Origin of the sequence: Acetobacter thailandicus (assembly GCF_011516655.1) — a bacterium.
Classification (GTDB): Bacteria; Pseudomonadota; Alphaproteobacteria; order Acetobacterales; family Acetobacteraceae; genus Acetobacter; species Acetobacter thailandicus.
The window spans coordinates 488,037-509,125 of the sequence record NZ_WOSV01000002.1; the positions used below are offsets into that span (position 1 = coordinate 488,037).

The following is a 21,089-nucleotide window of genomic DNA, read 5'->3' on the forward strand; positions in this document are numbered from 1 at the left end:
CGTTGTGAAAGTCATACAAAAGGGCATGGCCGGCACTCTGGAGTCCAGTGACGTCCTTGTTGTTGTGAGCCCCAACGATGCTGACGACATTAAGCTCTCATTACAGAGCAAGGTCGAAAAGCAATATGGCAACGCCATCAGAAAAGCGATCAGCGAAACTCTGGCGAAATGTGGGGTAACAGGTGCCAAAGTCGACGTCAGAGACCAGGGCGCACTCGACTGCGTTATAAGAGCTCGTGTTGAAGCGGCTGTCTATCGTGCAGCTGATGAAAAAAACGTGAAATTCGGGGGGCAGTCATGAAGCTGCGTCGAAGCATGATGTTCATTCCCGGCTCTAATGCCGGGATGCTGTCTAACTCCTACATTTACAAACCTGACTCTGTCATGTTTGACCTTGAGGATGCTGTCAGTCTGACCGAAAAAGACACAGCCCGCCACCTGGTGTTTAACACATTACAGACGAACCTGTATGACGGCATTGAAACCGTTGTGCGGATCAACGGCGTTGATACACCTTTCTGGGAAGACGACCTCGACATGGCTGTGCGCGGCGGTGTGCAGATTGTGCGCCTGCCAAAAACAGAAAGTGTCGATGACGTTAAAGAAATCGAACAGCGCATTGAGAAAATCGAAAAAGACTGTGGCCGCAAAGCAGGCGACACCAAAATTATGGCCGCTATTGAATCGGCCTGTGGTGTTGTAAACTCGGTTGCTATTGCACGCTCAACCCCCCGTATGGTGGCTATTGCCCTGGCCGGGTTTGACTATCTGGTTGATATGCAGACCTCACGCAGTGCAGGCAGCGAGCCTGAACTGTTTTATGCCCGTGCAGCCGTGCTGCATGCGGCGCGGGCAGCAAAGATTGATGCCTTCGACGTTGCCTATGGTGATGTCAATGATGATGCAGGCTTTCTGCGTGAAGTAGAGATTGCCAAAAACCTTGGCTATAACGGCAAGTCACTCATTCACCCACGACAGATCGACCTTCTGCACAAAGCCTACGCCCCCGCGCAGAAAGATATCGACCATGCCCGCCAGGTTCTTCAGGCCGCAAAAGAGGCACAGGAGAAAGGACTGGGCGTTGTCTCCCTTAACGGCAAGATGATTGACCCGCCCGTTATTCACGAAGCACAACGCGTTATTCTGCTTGCTGAAAACGCCTGAGGGAGGATCCTATGTCATACGATAAAAAACGCGCTCAGGATTATGCCGCACAGCACAACCTTCCCGAATTTGAAGGTGTGTATGCAAAATCCCCTCAGCTGGCGAATACAAACCAGAAATATCACCGCAAGCTGATCCCTTCCCTTGAGGAAGCCATTAAAGCTTCCGGCCTGAAGGACGGTGACACCGTCTCCTTCCACCACGCTTTTCGTGAGGGTGACAAGGTCGTTATGCAGGTGATGAAGACCATTGCTGAAATGGGCTTTAAAAACCTGACTATTGCTCCCAGCTCTCTGCTTAACTGCCATGACGGGCTGCTTGAGTATATCCGTTCAGGTGTCATTACCAAAATCTTTACATCTGGTCTGCGTGGTGAGCTGGGTGAAGCCATCTCTAATGGTGTGATGGACACTCCGGTCCAGATTCACTCACACGGTGGCCGTGTGCATCTGCTGCAGACAGGCGAGCTCTCGATCGATGTGGCTTTCCTTGGGGTTGCATCAGCTGACGAGTTTGGCAATGCAAACGGCAGCCACGGCGCCCTGAGCTGCGGCTCTCTGGGCTATGCCAAGGTTGATGCCCAGTTTGCCCGCTATGTTGTGGTGCTGACGCAGGAACTGATTGACTACCCTAACTACCCCACCAGCCTGTCGCAGGATCAGGTCGATGCAGTTGTTACGGTTGATGAAGTAGGCGACCCTTCTCTGATCAGTGTTGGTGCGGCCCGTCTGACCAAGAACCCTCGCGACCTGATGCTGGCACGTATTGCAGCCTCGGTTATTGAAAACTCAGGTTTTTTCAAGAGCAACTTCTCATTGCAGACCGGTTCAGGCGGTGCAGCAACGGCAACGACGATCTTCCTTGGTGAAAAGATGGTCGAGAAAAACATCAAGGCAAGCTTCGCCCTTGGTGGTATTACCGGGCCGATCGTTGACCTGCTCAATAAGGGCATGATTGAAGCGATTGCCGATGTGCAGTCGTTCGACACTGTTGCTGCTCACTCACTCAGAGACAACACAGCTCATACAGAGATTTCAGCTAACGAATATGCAAATGCCACATCAAAAGGGGCATTTGTTGACCGTGTTGATGTTGTGCTGCTCAGCGCACTTGAAGTGGATACAGACTTCAACGTCAACGTGCTGACCGGCTCTGACGGTATAATGCGCGGCGCTTCAGGCGGGCATTGTGACGTTGCTGCAGCAGCAAACCTGACAGTTATTGTTACACCGCTACTGCGGGCCCGCATGCCCTGTATCGTTGACAGCGTGAACACGGTTGTTACCCCGGGGCAGACAATTGATGTGGTTGTCACCGACCACGGCATTGCCGTGAACCCCAACAACCCTGATCTTGAAAAACGCCTGCGCGATGCAAAACTGCCGGTAACAACTATCGAAGAGCTGAGAGATCTGGCTATTGCACGGGCCGGCAAACCTGACCCCATCGCTTATACTGACAAAGTGGTCGCCGTCGTGCGCTACCGCGATGGCAGCGTGATGGATGTTGTGCGCCAGGTTACGCCATAACGAACAGAAAAGGGCCTTCATGCTATGTCACAAGGCCTTGATACTTTTCATACTGTTTTGCGCGCACGGGAGGACCGTGCGCGCAGGCAGCATGAGCTTTTAAACCAGCTTAACCTCCCCCTGATATCTGCAACGGTTGTGGCCCCGGGCCCCAATAAATCAACCGCTTTATATCGCGACGTTCTTGATGTCGCACAGCAGACATTGCGCGAGGTCTTCAGCAGCCCCCCCTGGAAAGTTGTGCACGAAGAGGCTTATCACAGCCCTGCCGGGCCTGAAGCCTTTTTTGTCATCAGCGGCTCTTCTGCCAGCGATATAAAAAACGCTGTTGTACAGCTTGAAGAAACACACCCCATCGGGCGATTATGGGACCTGGATGTTATACTGCCGGATATGACCATACTCTCGCGGCAGCAATTCGGCCTGCCACCCAGGCGCTGCCTTGTATGTGACAATGAGGCACTGGGCTGCGCCCGCAGCCGGGCTCATACACTGAGCCAGCTTAAAGATAAAATTAAAAGTCTTTTCGAACTCTACAGAAAAGAGAGGCACATGTGATAAATGCAGCCACTATATCTGACCTGGCACGTTATGCCCTTTTAAGAGAGGTCAGCCTCTCGCCCAAACCCGGCCTGGTTGACCGTTATAATAACGGTGCCCATACCGACATGGATTACGCCCTGTTTCTGCTCAGCATTGATGCTATCAGCCCTTTTTTTAAACTGTTTTATGAGCAGGGTTCTGTTACTGCAAACCTCTCCCCTCCCCTGGCACTTCAGGCATTACGCAAAACCGGCATAGCCTGTGAACAGGCTATGTTCAAAGCCACAGGGGGCGTTAACACACATAAGGGCGCAGTGTTTGCCCTTGGCCTTTTATGCGGGGCCGCAGGCCGCCTTACAGCAAAACACCACACTGTAAATGTTGCTACCTTATGCGCTGAAGTATCAGCCATTTGTCACAACCTGACAGAGAAAGATCTGGGGCAGGCAAAACGTAACAATACTTTAACTGCCGGTGAAAAAATTTATCTGACATATGGCCTCAGCGGTGCACGGGGCGAGGCAGAAGGGGGGTTTGCGACAGTATGCCGCTATGCTCTGCCCGCTTATACCGGGGCTTTAACACAGGGAATGCCCGCTGATCACGCAGAGCTGATTTCCCTGCTCACGTTGATGTCATACAATGAAGACACCAATGTCATTTCGAGAGCGGGACTATCTGGCCTGAAATTTGTTCAGCAGCAGGCGCAGAAGATTTTGTTCGCCCTGAAGGAAGAAGGAGATTTTGACCTCAGACATCAGACAGAAGCTCTTAATGCTGCTTTTACCAGCCAGGGCATAAGCCCCGGCGGAAGTGCCGACCTTCTGTCTGTTATGTTATTCCTTTACTATATACAGGTCGCATTCTCTAAAGGAGAGGGCGCATCAGCTGAAAGAGAAAGCGTATGTTAGAGACTATTTGCGGGGCAATTTTTCCCGTAGTTTTGTCAATGATGCTCGGATATCTTGGCGCTTACCTTGGGATGTTTAACCGGGACCAGGCAACCGCTATTAACCGTATGGTCCTGAAATTTGCCTTGCCTATGGACCTTTTTGTTGGCATTGCCCGCATTAATCGTGACCAGATTCTGAATTCAGGCCGCTTTGCCTCCATTATTATTGCCTGGATGATTCTCAGCTTCCTGCTGACTTACTGGTTCTCACGCTTTGTCTTTAAACGCTCGGTCTCCCTCGCTGCCCTTCAGGCTATGGCTGTGGGTAACCCTTCCGTGCCTTTTGTCGGCTCAGCCGTGCTTGGGTTTCTCTTTGGTGGCCAGAGCGCGCTTGCCGTATCACTGGCCAGCCTGACAATTAACGTTGTGCTCATCCCTATCCTTTACTTCCTGCTTGCCAGCGACAATCCCGAAACCATGGGACAGTCAGACAACTGGATGTCACACCTGGTACAGGCCGGCAAACAGCCTGTGGTTCTTGCCCCTCTGGCTGCCTTTGTGTGGGTTCTCTCGGGTTTCCATATCCCTCACCTACTCACCACATCGTTTGTTATGCTGGGCAAAACAACCGGCGGTGCAGCCATGTTCGCCGCAGGTATTCTGCTCTGCCTCATGAAACCTGTTCTGAACTCTATGGTGCTGACCTCTGTTACCATCCGTAACATTATCGCACCGGTTGTCGCATGGGGGCTGGCTATCGCAGCACATCTGTCACCGTTCTATCTGCGTGAAGTTGTCCTGACATTTGCTATGCCTTCTGCTTCTGTCATTGTTATGCTCTCAAGCCAGATCAAAAAAGGAGAGAGAGAGGCTGCTTCAACGGTCTTTTTCTCGACGGTCGCGTCCGTATTTACGATGGGTGCCCTGATCGCACTGACAGCGGAGTAAAACGCTGTGCAGCCCCTGTCACACCAGTGACAGGGGCCAAACTACCCTGATTATAAAAAATCTTATCTGATTTCTGGTCACATTGCGCAGTTAGCAACTGATCAGACCCGCTCAAGCCCGACAGCAATTCCCTGCCCGTCATCAGTTTCTGTCGCTGCCAGAGCCAGTTTACCAGCCATCAAAGAAAGCTCTAAGGCAGCAGTGCCGACAAGTCTGGCACCTGACATGCCTGGCGAATGCCCCATAGCAATCGCGCCACCATTGGGGTTAACCCGCAAATCATCATCAGCGATCCCCATAACGCGCAATGTCGCCAGCGCCTGAGAGGCAAATTCTTCATTAATTTCTAAAAGATCAAGCTCGGTAGGATTCCAGCCCAGCCGCTTCAGAAGTTTTTTTGCGGCACCAGCGCCGCCGGCTCCTCCCGCCCGGAAAGAAGCACCCGCAGCAACAGCCCCGGTTATGCGCGCCAGAGGGGTAAGAGCATATTTTTCTACAGCATGTTCTGACGCAATCAGTAAAGCACATGCACCATCACTCAAAGCTGCTGAGTTCCCTTCGGTAACGGTTGCGCCCTCGCAGCTGTTAACAGGTTTCAGTCCCGATAAAAAATCCTGGCTGACCGGATGCGGCATTTCATCTTTAACGATGACATGATCCCCCCCGCCTTTTTGTCGCACTGTGACAGACACTGTTTCTTTAAGCAGGCGCCCCGTTGTCTGTGCCACAGCTGCCTTAATCTGGCTTCTGACAGCAAACGCGTCCTGATCCGCGCGGGGGATATGATAATGAAGAGCAACTTTATCAGCGGTAACAGAAGAAATAAAATCTCCGTACATCTGCCTGATTTTCGGATTAAGAAAACGCGAAGCCAGACTGATGTCGTGTTTTTCGCTGCGCGGAAATATAATATCTGCCTCCGGGAGCAAAAGAGCTGCACGGCTCATACTATCAACACCACCGGCAATAATCAGCTCAGCCTCTCCCGCCTTAATCGCCCGGGCTGCAGTCATGACAGCCTCCATCCCTGAGCCAGACAGCCGGTTCACTGTCGTGCCACTCACCTCCACAGGTAAACCTGCCAGCAGCAAAGCCAGGCGGGCAATATTACGGCTGCTTTCACCCGTCTGACTGGCACAACCTGTAATCACATCATCAACGGCCGCCCAGTCGACTGTCTTATTACGAGCGGTAAGAGCTGCGAGCGGAACAGACGCAAGCTCATCAACTCTGACACAGGATAATACGCCCCCAAAACATCCGACAGGTGTACGCACATAGTCACAAATAAAAGCCTGGGCCATCACATTATCCATCACACTTACACCAGAGGAGCACGTAGCTGTGTAAACAGCCCTTACCGGCGCCCCTGCACTATAGTAAAATCTATAATATAATTTTCAAAATAAATAACGAAAATAAAATAACAAATAAAACAACTATAAGTATTATTTCTATAATTATTTACGTTAGTATAAACATAATTTTTTATAATTATTATTAAAAAACAAGAACATTTTATTATTTTCTCTTACGCATAAAAACAGGAGTGTAACAATAACGCACTCTGTCTGTTTGATTTTAATGCAGAGACATGCTGCGAGGTGAGAAGCTCTCAGGCCTCTGATACCCTCGGCCCTGATGGCCGAAAGCCTGAAAATATGCGACTGTGCACCGAAGTGATTAAACGCTGACAGGCCAGAGACAGCATGTTCCCTGACCCGTCAGCTCAGGATAAAACCTGAAAAATTATGACAGCTGTGTTGCTGCCAGTCGCTCGCGCGCTTCACCGATGTGTTTACGTTTTAATGTAAGAAACACCAGAGCCGTTACCGGCGGTGCGATAAAGCAACCAATATCAATACCGTTAAAGAGATGTGCCAGCGGGCCAGAGAAAAATGCATTACTGGTCACTGGCAGCTGCACAACAACGCCCGCAAGAAAAGCCAGACAGGCAGGCACATCAAACAAACCGTAAATGCCGCCATCTGCACGGAAAAAGGAATCAATATCGTATGATCCTTTTTTAACAACATAGAAGTCGAGAATATTCACTGTCACCCAGGGGACCAGCACACTAAGCAAAGCAACCACGATATTAATAAAAGTAGAAACAATGTTTTTTTCAAACACAGTCGCTACAGTCAGGCAGCCTGTCAGCACAACAGCTGACATAATCACCCGGGCCATACGCTTAGGCTGCCACGAGGCAGAGAATGTCTGAATAATTGTAATCAGTGTGAGCACACCACCATACACATTCAGCGCATTATGACTGATAATATTAAGCACAAACAGACACAGCAGAACTGAACCAAGACTACCGCCAAGAGCAGCCACAGCTGACATCGGGTCAGACGACGCATAACTGCTTGCTGCCAGCACTGCCCCGAAAACAAATGTCACTGATGCACCAATAGCTGCACCGGCAAGGCTGGAAATAAAGGGACGTTTCAGCCCGACTGTCTCAGGAAGATAGCGTGAGTAATCAGACGTATAACAGGCGTAAGATGTGTTCCAGACTAAAGCCGTGGAAAAGCATAGAAACCACCCGAAAAGATTGCATGGCCCGATTGTCCAGACCGTATCAGGCAGACTATGCACCGCCTCAACAAAAGCGATGAGGATAGCTGCCCCCATAAACCACATACCAACACGGTTGAGAAAATGAATGGTATTATAACCAAATATACCAATAGCAACCGCAGCAAGCGCTGCAATGGCTGCACCATAACCAGGGTCAATCTGCGGTATCAGACCATGCAGAGCCCGCCCGCCAAGAGCTGTATTGGATGTAAAAAACCCAAGATAGAGAAGAGAAGAAATTAAAACAATCAGCAAAGCACCATAGCGCCCAAACTGGCCACGGCTCTGAATCATCTGGGGCAGCCCCATACGTGGCCCCTGCGCTGAACAGGCTGCCAGAACACAGCCGCCCAGAAAATGCCCGCTGAAAATAGCACTGGCGACCCAGAATAACGACAAATGGGAGGTCACTGCGATTGAAGCCCCGGTTACAATCGGCAAAGGGGCAATGTTGGTTGTAAACCACAGGGTAAAAAGGTCTGAAACCCGGCCATGGCGTGCACTGAGTGGCACATAAGAGGCACTGTTTTCTTCGATAAGCGCACTGTTATCTGAAAGATCATGAGCTACTTCGGTCATGACTTCACCTCACTTTCGAGAAAAGGCATGCCTTTCATAATCTTATTATCCATCGTCTCTATATGCGCCTGAAGACGTGGTATGAACGCCGCCCATTGCGGGTCTCGCGCCAGGGTATCCCGGCGCTTTTCACGGTCATCAAGGGAAGTAAAGGCCCATATATGAACAATCTGATTAAGCTGGCCTATTTCAGAAAAATAATAGCCGATAAGTGTTCCAAGATGTTTCTTCTGAATGGCAATGCCTTCTTCTGTTACATCTTTGATGTAAGCTGGTAGTGATCCGGTCCTGAGCCTGTAAGTCCGAATTTCATAAAACATGCTACACCTCACCTCATGACAAAGGGGTCACCGATTGGCTCATCCGATGTGTAGATCCACACTGATTTCGTACGAAGGTAGTCATAAATGGAGGCAACGCCTCCCTCCCGGCCGTAGCCGGTATCGCCGTACCCGCCAAAAGGCATAGAAGGTGCAATAACCCTGTAGGTATTGACCCAGACAATGCCTGCTCTGATACGTTTGACCATACGACTGGTACGACCAATATCACGCGTAAACAAACCCGATGCGAGACCGAAACGAGTTGAATTCGCCTGTGCAACTGCATCATCTTCATCATCGAACACAGAAACCGCCAGAACAGGGCCAAAAAGCTCTTCTGTCAGGGCTGATGCTGACGTGTTACGACAATCAAGAATAGTGGGCAGATAGTAATTGCCCTTTTGTGGCATATCCTGCGGCACAGCCCCACCAGTAATCAGTGTGGCACCGGCTTCGAGGCTTTCTGCCACCACGCGCTCAATTTTATCGCGCTGCTGACGCGTCGCCAGGGGGCCCATCTCTGTCGCAAAATCTGACGGCACACCAATGCGAATACGCTTTGCTTTTTCGACAATGCGCGCCAGCAGGTCATCATAAACGCCACGCTGAATAAGCAGACGTGAACCCGCTACACAGCTTTGCCCGGTTGCTGCAAAAATACTGGCAATAATCGCATTAGCTGCACTGTCCAGGTCTGCATCATCAAAGACCATGACAGGAGATTTTCCACCCAGCTCAAGAGTCAGGTGAGCAAAATTGTCTGCTGTATTACGCACGACATGACGGGCTGTTTCTGGTCCGCCGGTAAAAGCTACGCGTGCCACCAGCGGGTGAGACGTCAGAACACGCCCGCACTCTGCACCAAAGCCGGTGATGATGTTAATAACACCGGGCGGAAAGCCTGCTTCATGTACCAGCTTTGCAAAAGCCAGGAGCGGTGCCGGGGCTTCTTCTGATGCTTTGAGCACAACCGTGCAGCCTGCTGCAATTGCGGGTGCAATTTTAACAGCTGAGAGAAAAAGCTGCGAGTTCCACGGGACAATAGCAGCAACAACCCCGATAGGCTCATTATGCGTTGTGGCATCCATGTCTTTTTTATCGACAGGAACCACACGTCCTTCAATTTTATCAGCAAGACCTGCAAAATATCTGTAATATTCAGCAACATAAGCAATCTGCGCTTTTGTCTCGCGCACAATTTTGCCGGTATCCTGCGTCTCCAGATCAGCAAGATCAGAAGCATTCTGCTCTATCAGGTCACCAAGGCGATAAAGCAGTTTGCCACGTGCCGCGGCAGTAAGACCACGCCAGGCCGCGTCATTTAACGCACGGTCAGCAGCTTTAACAGCACGGTCGGTATCAGCCGTGCGGGCTTCTGGCATATTTGCCCAGACTTCACCGGTTGAAGGGTCAACACTGTCAAAGCGTGCCTCCCCGTCTTCAAACCGCCCGTCAATATAATAATGAAACGTCTTCATCAGGTCAGCCCTTATGCTGCAAATGCAGGCATCACGTCGCGCACAAACCGCTCAAGAGAGGCTTTTTTGCGCTCGAACGGCATCAGGCTGTCAATCCAGAAGCTGAACTGGTCATAGCCCATTTTTTCATATCCGCGAATGCGCTCAATCACCTCATCAGGGGTGCCCACAACCAGATTTTTCTTCATATTCTCTGGTGTATAGCGAGGGTGAGAGGCAATATGCTCTTCGCTCAGTGCTTCGATAAAACCATTTTTAATCGGGGCTTTATTCTGAAACCATGATTCGAAATAACAATAGAATTTAGCAAGGTCTTTCACAGCTGCTTCTGTGTCTTTTTCATTTTCAGCCACATAACCATGCATCAGCAGCATAATGTCAGGGCGGGGCACATCGGGGCTGTTCTGACAGGCCTGGTTAAAACGCTCCATGAGCGATTCAACTTCTTCATCACCTGCGGCAAGCGGGGTCACCTGCACATTGCAGCCATTGGCCACGGCAAATGCATGAGAATTGGGGTCACGCGCGGCAACCCATACCGGCAGCTCGGACTGAACAGGTTTTGGCACTGACGTAGAAGAAGGGAAACGCCAGAATTCACCCTCATGCGTCACGTCACCTTTCCACAAAGCGGGCAGAAGCGGCACCATTTCGCGCATCTTTTTGCCGGCTTCCATAGCATCAAGACCGGGAGAGAGGCGTTCATATTCAAACTGGTAAGCACCGCGTGCAATGCCAAGGTCAAGCCGGCCCTGGCACGCAAGGTCAGCCAGAGCGGCCTCACCTGCCAGACGGAGCGGATGCCAGAAAGGCGCAACAACCGTGCCCGTACCCAGCCTTATACGCTTCGTTTTTGCACCAAGATAAGCAATATTAATAAAAGGGTTGGGTGCAATAGTGAACTCCATACAATGATGTTCACCAATCCACGCTGTTTCCATTCCGCCGTCTTCAGCGATTTTCACCAGCGTTTCGAGTTCGCTGAACAGCTCACTATGCGACTTTTCAGGAGCCGTGCGCTCCATATGCACAAAGAGTGAAAACTTCATAAACTCCAATCTCCTTAATGGGATTGCTCATTTTCGTCCGTCTTATGAAAAGAGGAGTATGTGCAATCAGTCAGTCATGGACGCGGCATCCACCTGAGCGAAAAATTGTGAAAGAACGGCATCGGTCGCAGCCGGAGAGATAAAGCTCATCATATGGCGCTCCCCTGGCAGAGAGACGGCGTAACCCTGCGGGGCAAGACGTGCCATAGCCTCTGACATAGCCGGGGTAGAATTCGGGTCGAACTCACCGGTAAGAAAACAGGCCGGCATAGCAAGATGTTTAAGACCAGCGGCATGCACCTCATCAGAAGTCGCAAAAAGTGCGTAACTTCTTGAATAGCCAACCGGATTGACCTGCTCCAAAGCCTGTTTGAGTGCCGTAAAGGCCTCTGTCGCCTCAGGAGCCGGCACATCACCAAACCAGCGCTTTAAGGTGACAGACACATCAAGGCGGGCCTCGCCACTATTGAGTTCGGCCAGTCGTTTCAGCACAGCCGCTTTCTGAGCTGCACTGCGCTGAAAAACTGCATTCATGGGCACAATACCCGCAGCACGCTCTGGTTTGGTCAGGGCATACTGCAATGTAACAAGCGCACCCATAGAATGGCCGACGATAATCGCCTTCTCAAACCCGTTTGCATCAAGCACACGATCGAGCTGAGTGGCGTAGTCCTCCAGCTTTGCCTTCTCAGGCGGCAGAGGACTTTCCCCATGACCAAGCATGTCATAGGCAACACAGCTCCGCTGACCGGCAAAAGCCTTCATCTGCGGAGCCCAGAAACGATGAGACATTCCTACTCCGTGGATGAACACCACAGGCAATGCACCCTGAACTTCAGACCGCTCTGCCTGACAGCATGTACCATCCTTAAGGAAGAATGTTTCAGCCATTTGTGCTGCCTAACTCTTTAAGATCAGCATAACGGTCACCGATACGATGATGCGGACGACCACCAATTGAAGCGCCAAGGGCGACAACGATCTCGTCAGGTGCCGGGCTGTCGTTAATAGCAAACTGAAGGGTCAGATAATGTGAGCGGCGGCCCTCATCAGCTTTATCCATCAGCGGAATAGAAATAGGGGCATTTGGCCCGCCACGTGTGTTGGTAAAGGCCAGGTATGACTTAGCACCAACAGCTGTGCGGAAATGATTGCCAAATCGTAACGTATGGATCAAAGCAGAAGCATGTTCAACTTCACCGGCAGTGCCTACAATGGCTGCTTTGCCATATGCCTCAACCGCATCACCACTGCCTGCCATAGCAATGATCTCAGCAGTCAGCAGCTTGCCAAGCTCAGGGGCAATGGCATGAATTTCAGGTTTAAGGTCTTCAACATAACCACGGCCATGCCATGGGTTGGTCAGCACTGCAGCCGCACCGAACATCTGCAGTGGCTTTGGGGCAGAACGCCCGCCTTCGATAAAGGTCGTCTCTGAATAACGAACCACTTTGCGTAATGACAGCATTATCGCACTCCCCTGTGTTTTGATGACTGGCACCAGAATTCGTTACTGGTTCACAATAATATGGTATACCATAGTATCGACGATAAAAAAGCAACCTTCTTTGAGATATATTCGACTAAAATTTAGGAAAGCTGATAAATCACATAATCAACAGATTTATTTATGCTTTTCATAAGTAAATATGATAACCATGGCACCCGAAATGAATACAGAAACAGACCTCGCATTTGCGCCTCCCCCCTTGCCTGATGAGCCATTTATCAAGCCTGTGCCTCGCATTCAGCGTACATTACGCGAGATAGCAGCCGAGCATTTGCGCGAAGCCATTCTGCGCCTTGAGCTGCGTCCGGGTGACAGGCTTGTTGAAAGAACCCTTTGCGAAAAACTCAATGTCAGCAGATCAATTATCCGAGAGGTACTGCGTGAGCTTGAGGGAGAGGGGCTGGTCAGCAAAGATAATCGTGGCCCTATTGTCAGACAGCCCACCCGTGAGGAACTTGAACAGATTTATGAACTGCGTGCCCTGCTCGAAGGCACAGCCGCGGCACACTGCGCCAGCCGCGCCAGCACGACACAGATGAAAGAACTTTCAAAATTTCTGAAAAATATAGAAATTTCTTATAAAAAACAAAATTTCGTCTCGGTTATTGAGCAAACTGATTCTTTTTACCGGCAGATGTTTCTTGCCGCACAATGTGATGTTGCCTGGGAACTTGTGCAAAAACTCAAAGGGCGCATCAGTGTCTATCGTGCCATAACGATTGCTTCAGCCGACAGGCAGACAACGGGCCTGGCAGAAATGCATGCTATTTTAGAGGCTATTAAAAACAAAGATGCCGCAGCGGCCTCTCTCGCCTCATCCCGGCATGTGCAGAGTGCGGGGCGCATTGCCCTCTCCAGACTCGGCCCGTCTTCTCCGCTGGCAAATAAGAAAAACCCCTGAAAATTACAAAAAAAAAGCCGCCCCTGTTGCATAAACAAACAGAGACGGCCTTTTGTAATCTCAATAATTACGTAAACGTAACAAATAGATTAGCAGTCAAGCGTTACAGCTCTCTCCCACTCAGAGAGATGGCTGCAATGTGCATCCCACTCACCCTGTTTAAGCTGCAGGTAAGGGTCAACAACACCATCGCCAATAACACTGCGCAAACCTTTATCTGCGTCGAGTGCGCGCATCGCATCAAGCAGGTTCAGAGGCAGTTTTTTCGCGTCTTTAACCAGGTGACCTTCGGTATACATGTTGATATCGAGCGGCTCGCCGGGGTGGATCTTCTGCTCAATGCCATTCAGACCTGCTGCCAGCAAAGAAGCCTGAAGCAGATAAGGGTTAGCTGCACCATCTGGCAGACGCATTTCAAAACGACCTTTACCAGGTACGCGTACCATGTGCGTTCTGTTATCGCCCGAATAAGTGACTGAGTTAGGAGACCACGTTGCACCTGACACTGTGCGCGGTGCGTTAATACGCTTGTAGGAGTTTACAACCGGATTGAGGAACGCACACAGGGCATCCGCATGATGAATCAGGCCACCAACAAAGTGATATCCTTTGTCAGACAAACCAAGTTTGTCATTCGCATCATAACAGACGTTTGTTTTACCATCCCACAATGAAATATGGGCGTGACAGCCGCTGCCCGTCAGGTTCATAAAGGGCTTAGGCATAAAGGTTGCGCGCAGACCATGCTTTTCAGCGATGGAGCGGGCCATAAATTTAAAGAAGACATGACGGTCAGCCGTAATCAGGGCGTCGTCAAAAATCCAGTTCATTTCAAACTGGCCATTCGCGTCCTCATGGTCGTTCTGGTAGGGCTCCCAGCCAAGGTCGAGCATGGCGTCACAAATTTCTTTAATGACCTCATAACGGCGCATCAGTGCTGAAGCATCATAACAACACTTGGCTGCGTTATCGTGCTCGTCAGATACCGCTTTCCCGTCGGGAGTAACCAGAAAGAATTCACACTCTACGCCGGTTTTAACTGAAAAACCTGCATCGGCAGCGCGTTTGACCATGCGTTTAAGGGTGTTACGCGGCCCCTGGTCAATATACTCGCCGTGCATTTTCAGGTCAGAAGCCAGCCAGCCTACTTCGGGCTTCCATGGCAGCTGAATAAGTGTTGAAGCATCAGGCACAGCAACGAGGTCGGGGTCAGCGGGGGAGAGCACAAAGCTCGCAGCAAACCCGGCAAAACCTGCTCCGTTTTTTTGCATACCGGCAATAGCTGCAGCCGGCACCAGCTTTGCTCTCTGCACACCCAGAAGGTCTGTATAGGAAATCAGAAAATACTTAATTCCACGCTCAGCAGCGATCGAGGCAAGATCAGGAACGGTAGTGGTCTGAGACATGTCTTGAATCCTGTCAGTCATAACCTGAAAACAAAAAATCCCTGACGCGCATCAGCGCCAGGGATACGCTTTAAATCAAAAACCGCCTTTGCCAGGGTACCAGTCGGTGCCTGCCAGTGGGATTTTGGTCATAGCGGCGGCTTCCATCGTCAGAGAGACGAGGTCTTCCGGCTCAAGGTTATGAAGGTGGCTTTTGCCACAGGCACGAGCAATGGCCTGTGCTTCCATTGTCATCACTGACAGATAGTTCGCAATACGACGCCCGCCCAGAATGGGGTCAAGACGTGCGGCAAGCTCCGGGTCCTGCGTGGTGATGCCAGCCGGGTCACGGCCTTCCTGCCAGTCGTCATAAGCACCGGGCACTGTGCCCAGTTTTGCATATTCAGCAGCAAGATCGGGGCTCTGATCGCCAAGAGCGATAAGTGCTGCCGTGCCAATAGCAACAGCATCAGCCCCCAGGGCCAGTGCTTTGGCCATGTCAGCACCGCTGCGGATACCACCTGAGACAATCAGCTGAACCTGACGATGCAGGCCGAGGTCCTGCAATGCCTGAACGGCTGAACGGATAGCAGAGAGAATGGGCAGGCCGACATGCTCAATAAAGACTTCCTGCGTGGCAGCCGTGCCGCCCTGCATACCGTCAAGCACAATCACGTCTGCACCGGCTTTAACAGCCAGAGATACGTCATAATAAGGGCGGCTTGCACCAACCTTAACGTAAATCGGCTTTTCCCAGTTGGTGATTTCACGCAGCTCTTCGATCTTGATTTCAAGATCGTCAGGGCCGGTCCAGTCAGGGTGACGGCAGGCTGAGCGCTGGTCAATACCTTCTGGCAGGTTACGCATTTTTGCAACGCGCGGAGAAATTTTCTGCCCCAGCAGCATACCGCCGCCGCCTGGTTTTGCCCCCTGCCCCACAACAACCTCAATCGCATCAGCACGACGCAGATCATCAGGGTTCATACCATAACGTGATGGCAGATACTGATAAACCAGTGTTGAGGAATGACCACGCTCTTCAGGTGTCATACCGCCGTCACCTGTGGTGGTTGATGTGCCAACAGCACTTGCACCACGGCCCAGAGCTTCTTTTGCCTGAGCGGACAATGCGCCGAAAGACATACCCGCAATAGTGACAGGTGTTTTCAGGCGAATTGGCTTTTTGGCAAAACGCGTGCCAAGCACAACATCTGTGTCACAGCGCTCACGGTAGCCTTCAAGCGGATAACGTGAAACAGATGCACCCAGAAACAGCAGATCATCAAAATGAGGCAGCTTACGCTTTGTGCCTGCACCACGAATATCATAAATACCCGTGGCAGCAGCGCGCTGGATTTCAGAAATGGTGTTAACGTCAAACGTTGCTGAAAAGCGTGGTGCTGTGCGCGGAGGAGAGTTTTTATTCTGTGACATTATAACCTCAGTAGGCTGAAGCGTTATCGACATTGAAGTTATACAGACGGCGGGCTGAGCCATAACGACGGAAGCTCTCAGCCGGATAGTCTGTAATGCCGGCTTCTTTCAGCAGGTCTTTCAGAATAGCCAGATCTTCATCTGTCATTTTCTTTTCTTCGCAGTCTGCACCAAGGCTTTTCACTGTGCCACGCACAAACAGACGGGCTTCATACAGGCTGTCGCCCAGGGCTTCGCCCGCATCGCCACACACAACGAGATTGCCAGACTGCGCCATAAAGCCGCTCATATGCCCGACAGAACCGCGAACAACGATGCTGACACCTTTCATAGAAATACCGCAACGTGCACCGGCATCCCCGTCAATCACCAGCAGTCCGCCCTGTGCCGTTGCACCGGCAGCCATACTGGCGTTGCCTTCAACATGCACTGAACCGCTCATCATGTTTTCAGCAACACCCGGGCCGGCATTACCTTTAATGACAACATTAGCACGCTGGTTCATACCGGCTGCATAATAGCCAGCCTGCCCGTCAATCGTGACATCAAGCGGTGCGGTCAGACCAACTGCCAGGGAATGGCGTCCTTCAGGGTGAAGGATAGTCCATGCGCCTGTTGCATCTTCTGACTGAAGGGTTGAGTTCAGGACACGAACGGTAGAGGTGTGCAGGTCAATAACCTGTTTTTCCAGGGTCGCGCTCATGCTGCATGCTCCCAGTGGTAAACGCGCTGTGGTTCAGGCTCAAAAACGGTTGCTTTTTCAATACCTGGCAGACCGGCAAAAGCACGATATTCAGAGGCAAAAGCAACGTAATCTTCTGTCTCAGCCATAACAGCAGGCTTACAGGCGACCGGGTCGCGCAGCACAGCAAAACCATCACGTGTGCCAACCACAAAAGTGTAAAAACCATCGAGGTCAGAAAGAGAAGCTGTCAGTGCTTCGTCAAGGCGTTCGCCTTTTGACAGACGCCATGAAAGATAACCGGCTGCAACTTCTGAGTCGTTTTCGGTTTCAAAGCTCAGGCCATCACGTACCAGCTGACGACGCAGGGTGTTGTGGTTTGACAGTGAGCCATTATGCACCAGACACTGGTCAGGTCCGGTTGAGAACGGATGCGCACCAGCCGTTGTAACAGCTGATTCAGTTGCCATACGTGTGTGACCAATAGCATGAGTGCCGGTCATTTCTGAAAGACCGAAGCGTGCTGCCACATCTTCAGGCAGACCAACGCCTTTATACAGCTCAATGCTGTCACCGCTGGAGACAAACACAACACCGTGGCCAAAACCTTCAACAAAGGCGCGCACAGCTGGCTCAGCCTCGTCAGAGCAGGTGATAATGGCGTGGTCGTCACGAAAAACAAAAGTTGCTTTTTGTGAAACTGCAAGAACACCAGCCTCAAAATCCTTACGCTGGCTTTCTTCAAGGCCGCGTACCGTAATTTTAGACTGACCATGCTGTGCACCACCATAAACAGCAAAACCTGCGCTGTCGGGGCCACGTTCTGTCATGGTTTTAAGCATCTGCGCTGTCAGAGCGCCGAGCTGAGGCTGAAGCCTGGGATTTTTAAGAAATAATCCAACAATGCCGCACATCGTACTTCTCCGCGACGAAAGGAAATGATGACCTTATAAAGCTCACCATCCTCTCCATAAGTCAACGGAAAAGAATATTACTTTCTTCTTAGGAAAGTATTCTGAGGCCGGTATATGCCGCCTCTCACTCGTTTTCTGTGTCGCGGGGATAAATGATAATAGACAGGTAACGCATTGGTTTTTCTAATAATTCTTCAGGTCCATGTGGTGCCTGACTATCAAAAAGAAGTGTATCACCGGCTGACATGTCATATCGTTCATCTCCGTGACGGTAGATGACTCGCCCGCTCAGCATGTAAATCAGTTCGACTCCGTTATGACGGAAACTGCTATACGGCTTTGCCTCTTCGTGCAGGGTAATCATATAAGGCTCAACCACGTTTGGTCCGCCCAGCAAATGACCTAACAGCTCATATTCGTGCCCGGCTTTTGTGCCGCGCCGCTCTATCACCACACCCCGGCCTGCTTTGACAAAAGAGCAGTCACGCTGCTCCTCAAACGTTGCAAAAAGCTGACTCAGCTGCACATTCAGCGCACGGCACACAGCCTGAAGCGTTGCCAGAGAGGGTGAAATCTGCCCGTTTTCAATTTTTGACAACATACCAAGAGAAATGCCCGCAGCACTGGCCAGGTCTGCCCCTGTCAGCTCGAGCTTGCGGCGCATCAGCCTGATCTGCGCACCCAGCGATTCCTCAAGCGTCAGCTCCCGTATCGGGGCTGCGGTAGACCCTGTTTGCAGGTCTTCAGATGCTGCATCCTGCTCAGCAGCAGATACTGTGCGCGGTCCGGCCAAAACACTTACTCCATATTGTATAAAAAATGCTGCATAAAACAGCAGATTCCGCCATTTTCTCAGGTCAGTACAGTCATCTCATCAGCAAACGCGGCAAAACGCTGCCTTAACAGGGGCAGGCACTCCTCTTTCAGCACAGCACGCAGAGTCTCGGCAAAATCGAGCGGCAGGCGGCCAAATTCACGACGACGCGCCACAAGCGTTAACCGCCTGCGAAAGGCCCCCAGAGGCAGCGGGTGCACTGCCAGCCCCATACCAGGCTCGTAGCCTGCCTCGCTCAGGCAAAGCGGTGTCGAAATTGCCACCCCGCCATTGCGACACCCGGCCAGCACACCCTGTGGCAGATCGAACTCCTGCCCGGCGGGCAGTTCAATACGCACACGCCGCAAAAACCGTTCAATCTCAGCACCTGAGCGCGACCGCAGGGTAAAACGAATAAACGGCAGTGATGTCAGTGTTTTTTCAAGTTCATCGCGGTTTTTTGGCGCTTTAACTGTGTCAGGGCAGACCAGAAAATAAGGCTCCTCAAACAGGGGCCAGCGCTCAAGCCCTGCGACATCCTCAAGGTCATCAACACCCAGGATAAAATCGATTTTACGCGTCAGCAGTGCTGTTGCATGAGATTCGGTCAGCCCGGCCAGCACCACAAGATGCTCAACCCGCCCGTGCATAAAAGACGCCGTCTCCTGCATCACAGCGCGCGAGAGAGAATCGACAATACCAATACGCAGATGCGACACACGACCGCGCTGCATTTCACGCAGGCGGCCTGAAATCTGTGCCATGTCAGAAATAAGATTTTCAGCAAACTGTCGTAACACTGTGCCGGCCGCGGTCAGCGCCAGTGGTCGCACAGCGCGGTCAAACAGGACAGAGCCTATGCCGGCCTCAAGGTCAGCAATGGTTTGTGACACGGCCGGCTGCGTGATACCAAGATGGCGACCTGCCGCAGCCATACTGCCATTTTCACAAACAGCAAGAAACGCCCGAAGCGCATTAACATCGAAGGGAAGAGGTTTGATTGCCATACTCACACCATAAGTAATATTTATACTATCGCCAGCTATGGCCACCTTATGCTGACCTCATTAACCGGATGAAGAGTCAAAATGTCCAGTAAGCATTACTCACTTTTTTCTCTTTTGCGTGAAACCCTTCGCGGTAATACAGGCTGGAAACCAGCCTGGCGCAAAGCATCTCCTCAATCCTCCTACGATGTCGTCATCGTGGGCGGTGGCGGGCATGGTCTGGCGACAGCCTACTACCTTGCAAAACGCTACGGCATGCGCCGTATCGCCGTGGTGGAGAAAGGCTGGATTGGCGGCGGCAATGTAGGGCGCAATACAACTATTGTGCGCTCGAACTATCTGCTGCCAGGCAATGTGCCTTTCTATGAATGCGCCATGAAGCTGTGGGAAGGGCTCGAGCAGGATATCAATTATAACGCGATGGTCAGCCAGCGCGGTATCCTCAACCTCTTCCATAATGATGCGCAGCGTAATGCCTATATCCGGCGCGGCAACTCCATGCGCCTGCACGGAGTTGATGCAGACATACTCGACGCGGCGGCTGTCAGAGAGAAACTGCCTTTTCTCAATTTTGATAATGCACGCTTTCCCATTCAGGGTGGCCTGCTGCAACAGCGCGGCGGCACGGTGCGGCATGATGCCGTCGCCTGGGGCTATGCCCGTGCTGCTGACCAGCTCGGTGTAGACATTATTGAAAACTGCGAAGTGACCGGTATCCGCATCGAAAACGGGCGCACAACCGGGGTTGAGACCTCACGCGGGTTTATTGGTGCAGGTAAGGTTGGCCTCGCCTGTGCAGGTAACTCCTCACGCGTGGCCGCTATGGCCGGGCTGCGCCTGCCGATCGAAAGCCACGTTCTCCAGGCGTTTGTCAGTGAGGGACTGAAACCCTTTATCGACTGTGTGGTCACCTTTGGTGCCGGGCATTTTTATGTCAGTCAGTCCGACAAAGGTGGCCTGGTGTTTGGTGGTGATATTGACGGCTATAACTCCTACGCTCAGCGCGGCAACCTGCCTGTGGTTGAGGATGTTATCTCCGGCGGCATGGCCCTTATGCCCCGCATCGGGCGTGTGCGCCTGCTGCGCCACTGGGGCGGACTGATGGATATGTCGATGGATGGCAGCCCCATCATCGACAAAACGCCTGTCGAGCAGCTCTATCTTAATGCCGGCTGGTGCTATGGTGGCTTTAAGGCCACCCCGGCATCAGGGTTGTGCTTTGCACACCTCCTCGCGCGTGATGAACCGCATGAGGTCGCCACCGCCTTCCGTCTCGACCGTTTTGGTCGTGGCGCGGTTATTGACGAAAAAGGTATGGGCGCACAGCCCAACCTGCACTGAGGTTCTCGCC

21 protein-coding genes are annotated in these 21,089 nt (G+C 51.6%); 8 read left to right on the plus strand and 13 right to left on the minus strand.

Features of this window, described 5'->3' with window-relative positions; translation table 11 throughout:
* The first annotated feature begins 4 nt into the window (after positions 1 to 4).
* Genes citD through GOB58_RS04995 form a run of 6 tightly spaced genes read left to right on the plus strand, consistent with a single transcriptional unit; the run spans position 5 to position 5,076 of the window.
* Entirely contained in the window at positions 5 to 301 is a 297-nt protein-coding gene (citD, locus tag GOB58_RS04970; RefSeq protein ID WP_086553444.1) for a citrate lyase acyl carrier protein, read from the plus strand.
* Positions 298 to 1,164, plus strand: a complete 867-nt coding sequence (locus GOB58_RS04975) for an aldolase/citrate lyase family protein (RefSeq protein ID WP_086553445.1) — start codon at positions 298 to 300, stop codon at positions 1,162 to 1,164. The genes citD and GOB58_RS04975 overlap by 4 nt, the downstream gene beginning before the upstream one ends.
* 11 nt (positions 1,165 to 1,175) lie before the next feature.
* A complete protein-coding gene (gene citF, locus GOB58_RS04980) occupies positions 1,176 to 2,693 on the plus strand; it encodes a citrate lyase subunit alpha (protein WP_173559499.1) in 1,518 nt (505 codons plus the stop codon).
* Between the two features lie 24 nt (positions 2,694 to 2,717).
* A complete protein-coding gene (gene citX, locus GOB58_RS04985) occupies positions 2,718 to 3,251 on the plus strand; it encodes a citrate lyase holo-[acyl-carrier protein] synthase (RefSeq protein WP_173559500.1) in 534 nt (177 codons plus the stop codon).
* On the plus strand, positions 3,248 to 4,147 hold the full coding sequence (citG, locus tag GOB58_RS04990) for a triphosphoribosyl-dephospho-CoA synthase CitG (protein WP_173559501.1): 900 nt from the start codon (positions 3,248 to 3,250) through the stop codon (positions 4,145 to 4,147). The genes citX and citG overlap by 4 nt, the downstream gene beginning before the upstream one ends.
* On the plus strand, positions 4,141 to 5,076 hold the full coding sequence (locus GOB58_RS04995; RefSeq protein WP_086553449.1) for an AEC family transporter: 936 nt from the start codon (positions 4,141 to 4,143) through the stop codon (positions 5,074 to 5,076). The genes citG and GOB58_RS04995 overlap by 7 nt, the downstream gene beginning before the upstream one ends.
* Before the next feature lie 101 nt (positions 5,077 to 5,177).
* On the opposite strand, the gene GOB58_RS05000 is transcribed toward GOB58_RS04995, so the two are convergent.
* The 7 genes from GOB58_RS05000 to GOB58_RS05030 form a co-directional block, all read right to left on the minus strand.
* Positions 5,178 to 6,392: an acetyl-CoA C-acyltransferase gene (locus tag GOB58_RS05000; protein ID WP_242005220.1), complete on the minus strand. Its 1,215-nt coding sequence runs from the start codon at positions 6,390 to 6,392 to the stop codon at positions 5,178 to 5,180.
* A gap of 433 nt (positions 6,393 to 6,825) precedes the next feature.
* Positions 6,826 to 8,241, minus strand: a complete 1,416-nt coding sequence (locus tag GOB58_RS05005; protein ID WP_173559502.1) for a purine-cytosine permease family protein — start codon at positions 8,239 to 8,241, stop codon at positions 6,826 to 6,828.
* A complete protein-coding gene (locus tag GOB58_RS05010) occupies positions 8,238 to 8,561 on the minus strand; it encodes an NIPSNAP family protein (RefSeq protein WP_086553451.1) in 324 nt (107 codons plus the stop codon). The genes GOB58_RS05005 and GOB58_RS05010 overlap by 4 nt, the downstream gene beginning before the upstream one ends.
* A gap of 8 nt (positions 8,562 to 8,569) precedes the next feature.
* Positions 8,570 to 10,042 carry an aldehyde dehydrogenase gene (locus tag GOB58_RS05015; RefSeq protein WP_173559503.1) on the minus strand — a complete coding sequence of 491 codons (1,473 nt, stop codon included), beginning with the start codon at positions 10,040 to 10,042 and terminating at the stop codon, positions 8,570 to 8,572.
* Between the two features lie 11 nt (positions 10,043 to 10,053).
* Complete coding sequence (locus GOB58_RS05020) at positions 10,054 to 11,091, minus strand: LLM class flavin-dependent oxidoreductase (protein WP_086553453.1); 1,038 nt, start codon at positions 11,089 to 11,091, stop codon at positions 10,054 to 10,056.
* 66 nt (positions 11,092 to 11,157) lie between these two features.
* Positions 11,158 to 11,982 carry an alpha/beta fold hydrolase gene (locus GOB58_RS05025; protein ID WP_086553454.1) on the minus strand — a complete coding sequence of 275 codons (825 nt, stop codon included), beginning with the start codon at positions 11,980 to 11,982 and terminating at the stop codon, positions 11,158 to 11,160.
* Positions 11,975 to 12,559, minus strand: a complete 585-nt coding sequence (locus GOB58_RS05030; protein WP_194299616.1) for an amino acid synthesis family protein — start codon at positions 12,557 to 12,559, stop codon at positions 11,975 to 11,977. Before GOB58_RS05030 ends, GOB58_RS05025 begins: the two co-directional genes overlap by 8 nt.
* A gap of 202 nt (positions 12,560 to 12,761) precedes the next feature.
* Here GOB58_RS05030 and GOB58_RS05035 point away from each other — a divergent pair, with 202 nt between their 5' ends.
* Complete coding sequence (locus GOB58_RS05035) at positions 12,762 to 13,502, plus strand: GntR family transcriptional regulator (protein WP_173559504.1); 741 nt, start codon at positions 12,762 to 12,764, stop codon at positions 13,500 to 13,502.
* Positions 13,503 to 13,591: 89 nt separating this feature from the next.
* Here the strand turns inward: GOB58_RS05035 and glnT are convergent, their stop codons facing one another.
* From glnT to GOB58_RS05065, 6 genes are all read right to left on the minus strand, one after another.
* Positions 13,592 to 14,908: a type III glutamate--ammonia ligase gene (gene glnT, locus GOB58_RS05040; RefSeq protein ID WP_086553456.1), complete on the minus strand. Its 1,317-nt coding sequence runs from the start codon at positions 14,906 to 14,908 to the stop codon at positions 13,592 to 13,594.
* A gap of 75 nt (positions 14,909 to 14,983) precedes the next feature.
* On the minus strand, positions 14,984 to 16,321 hold the full coding sequence (locus tag GOB58_RS05045) for an FMN-binding glutamate synthase family protein (protein WP_086553457.1): 1,338 nt from the start codon (positions 16,319 to 16,321) through the stop codon (positions 14,984 to 14,986).
* Positions 16,322 to 16,328: 7 nt separating this feature from the next.
* Positions 16,329 to 17,024, minus strand: coding sequence for a GltB/FmdC/FwdC-like GXGXG domain-containing protein (locus tag GOB58_RS05050; RefSeq protein WP_086635128.1), 696 nt, complete (start codon positions 17,022 to 17,024; stop codon positions 16,329 to 16,331).
* Positions 17,021 to 17,917 (minus strand): class II glutamine amidotransferase, encoded by an 897-nt coding sequence (locus GOB58_RS05055; protein WP_086635127.1) that lies wholly within the window; start codon positions 17,915 to 17,917, stop codon positions 17,021 to 17,023. The genes GOB58_RS05050 and GOB58_RS05055 overlap by 4 nt, the downstream gene beginning before the upstream one ends.
* A gap of 124 nt (positions 17,918 to 18,041) precedes the next feature.
* On the minus strand, positions 18,042 to 18,710 hold the full coding sequence (locus GOB58_RS05060; protein WP_086553460.1) for a helix-turn-helix domain-containing protein: 669 nt from the start codon (positions 18,708 to 18,710) through the stop codon (positions 18,042 to 18,044).
* Positions 18,711 to 18,769: 59 nt separating this feature from the next.
* Positions 18,770 to 19,738, minus strand: coding sequence for a LysR family transcriptional regulator (locus GOB58_RS05065; RefSeq protein ID WP_086553493.1), 969 nt, complete (start codon positions 19,736 to 19,738; stop codon positions 18,770 to 18,772).
* 81 nt (positions 19,739 to 19,819) lie between these two features.
* On the opposite strand from GOB58_RS05065, the gene GOB58_RS05070 reads away from it, so the two are divergent.
* Entirely contained in the window at positions 19,820 to 21,079 is a 1,260-nt protein-coding gene (locus GOB58_RS05070; RefSeq protein ID WP_086553461.1) for a sarcosine oxidase subunit beta family protein, read from the plus strand.
* Positions 21,080 to 21,089: the final 10 nt, after the last annotated feature.

What these genes read in the sequence shown, in the direction of transcription:
- GOB58_RS04975 (WP_086553445.1), top strand. Translation starts at nt 298, where the DNA reads ATGAAGCTGCGTCGAAGCATGATGTTCATTCCCGGCTCTAATGCCGGG.
- citF (WP_173559499.1), top strand. Translation starts at nt 1,176, where the DNA reads ATGTCATACGATAAAAAACGCGCTCAGGATTATGCCGCACAGCACAAC.
- citX (WP_173559500.1), top strand. Translation starts at nt 2,718, where the DNA reads ATGTCACAAGGCCTTGATACTTTTCATACTGTTTTGCGCGCACGGGAG.
- GOB58_RS04995 (WP_086553449.1), top strand. Translation starts at nt 4,141, where the DNA reads ATGTTAGAGACTATTTGCGGGGCAATTTTTCCCGTAGTTTTGTCAATG.
- GOB58_RS05000 (WP_242005220.1), bottom strand. Translation starts at nt 6,392, where the DNA reads ATGGATAATGTGATGGCCCAGGCTTTTATTTGTGACTATGTGCGTACA.
- GOB58_RS05005 (WP_173559502.1), bottom strand. Translation starts at nt 8,241, where the DNA reads ATGACCGAAGTAGCTCATGATCTTTCAGATAACAGTGCGCTTATCGAA.
- GOB58_RS05010 (WP_086553451.1), bottom strand. Translation starts at nt 8,561, where the DNA reads ATGTTTTATGAAATTCGGACTTACAGGCTCAGGACCGGATCACTACCA.
- GOB58_RS05015 (WP_173559503.1), bottom strand. Translation starts at nt 10,042, where the DNA reads ATGAAGACGTTTCATTATTATATTGACGGGCGGTTTGAAGACGGGGAG.
- GOB58_RS05020 (WP_086553453.1), bottom strand. Translation starts at nt 11,091, where the DNA reads ATGAAGTTTTCACTCTTTGTGCATATGGAGCGCACGGCTCCTGAAAAG.
- GOB58_RS05025 (WP_086553454.1), bottom strand. Translation starts at nt 11,982, where the DNA reads ATGGCTGAAACATTCTTCCTTAAGGATGGTACATGCTGTCAGGCAGAG.
- GOB58_RS05030 (WP_194299616.1), bottom strand. Translation starts at nt 12,559, where the DNA reads ATGCTGTCATTACGCAAAGTGGTTCGTTATTCAGAGACGACCTTTATC.
- GOB58_RS05035 (WP_173559504.1), top strand. Translation starts at nt 12,762, where the DNA reads ATGAATACAGAAACAGACCTCGCATTTGCGCCTCCCCCCTTGCCTGAT.
- glnT (WP_086553456.1), bottom strand. Translation starts at nt 14,908, where the DNA reads ATGTCTCAGACCACTACCGTTCCTGATCTTGCCTCGATCGCTGCTGAG.
- GOB58_RS05045 (WP_086553457.1), bottom strand. Translation starts at nt 16,321, where the DNA reads ATGTCACAGAATAAAAACTCTCCTCCGCGCACAGCACCACGCTTTTCA.
- GOB58_RS05050 (WP_086635128.1), bottom strand. Translation starts at nt 17,024, where the DNA reads ATGAGCGCGACCCTGGAAAAACAGGTTATTGACCTGCACACCTCTACC.
- GOB58_RS05055 (WP_086635127.1), bottom strand. Translation starts at nt 17,917, where the DNA reads ATGTGCGGCATTGTTGGATTATTTCTTAAAAATCCCAGGCTTCAGCCT.
- GOB58_RS05065 (WP_086553493.1), bottom strand. Translation starts at nt 19,738, where the DNA reads ATGGCAATCAAACCTCTTCCCTTCGATGTTAATGCGCTTCGGGCGTTT.
- GOB58_RS05070 (WP_086553461.1), top strand. Translation starts at nt 19,820, where the DNA reads ATGTCCAGTAAGCATTACTCACTTTTTTCTCTTTTGCGTGAAACCCTT.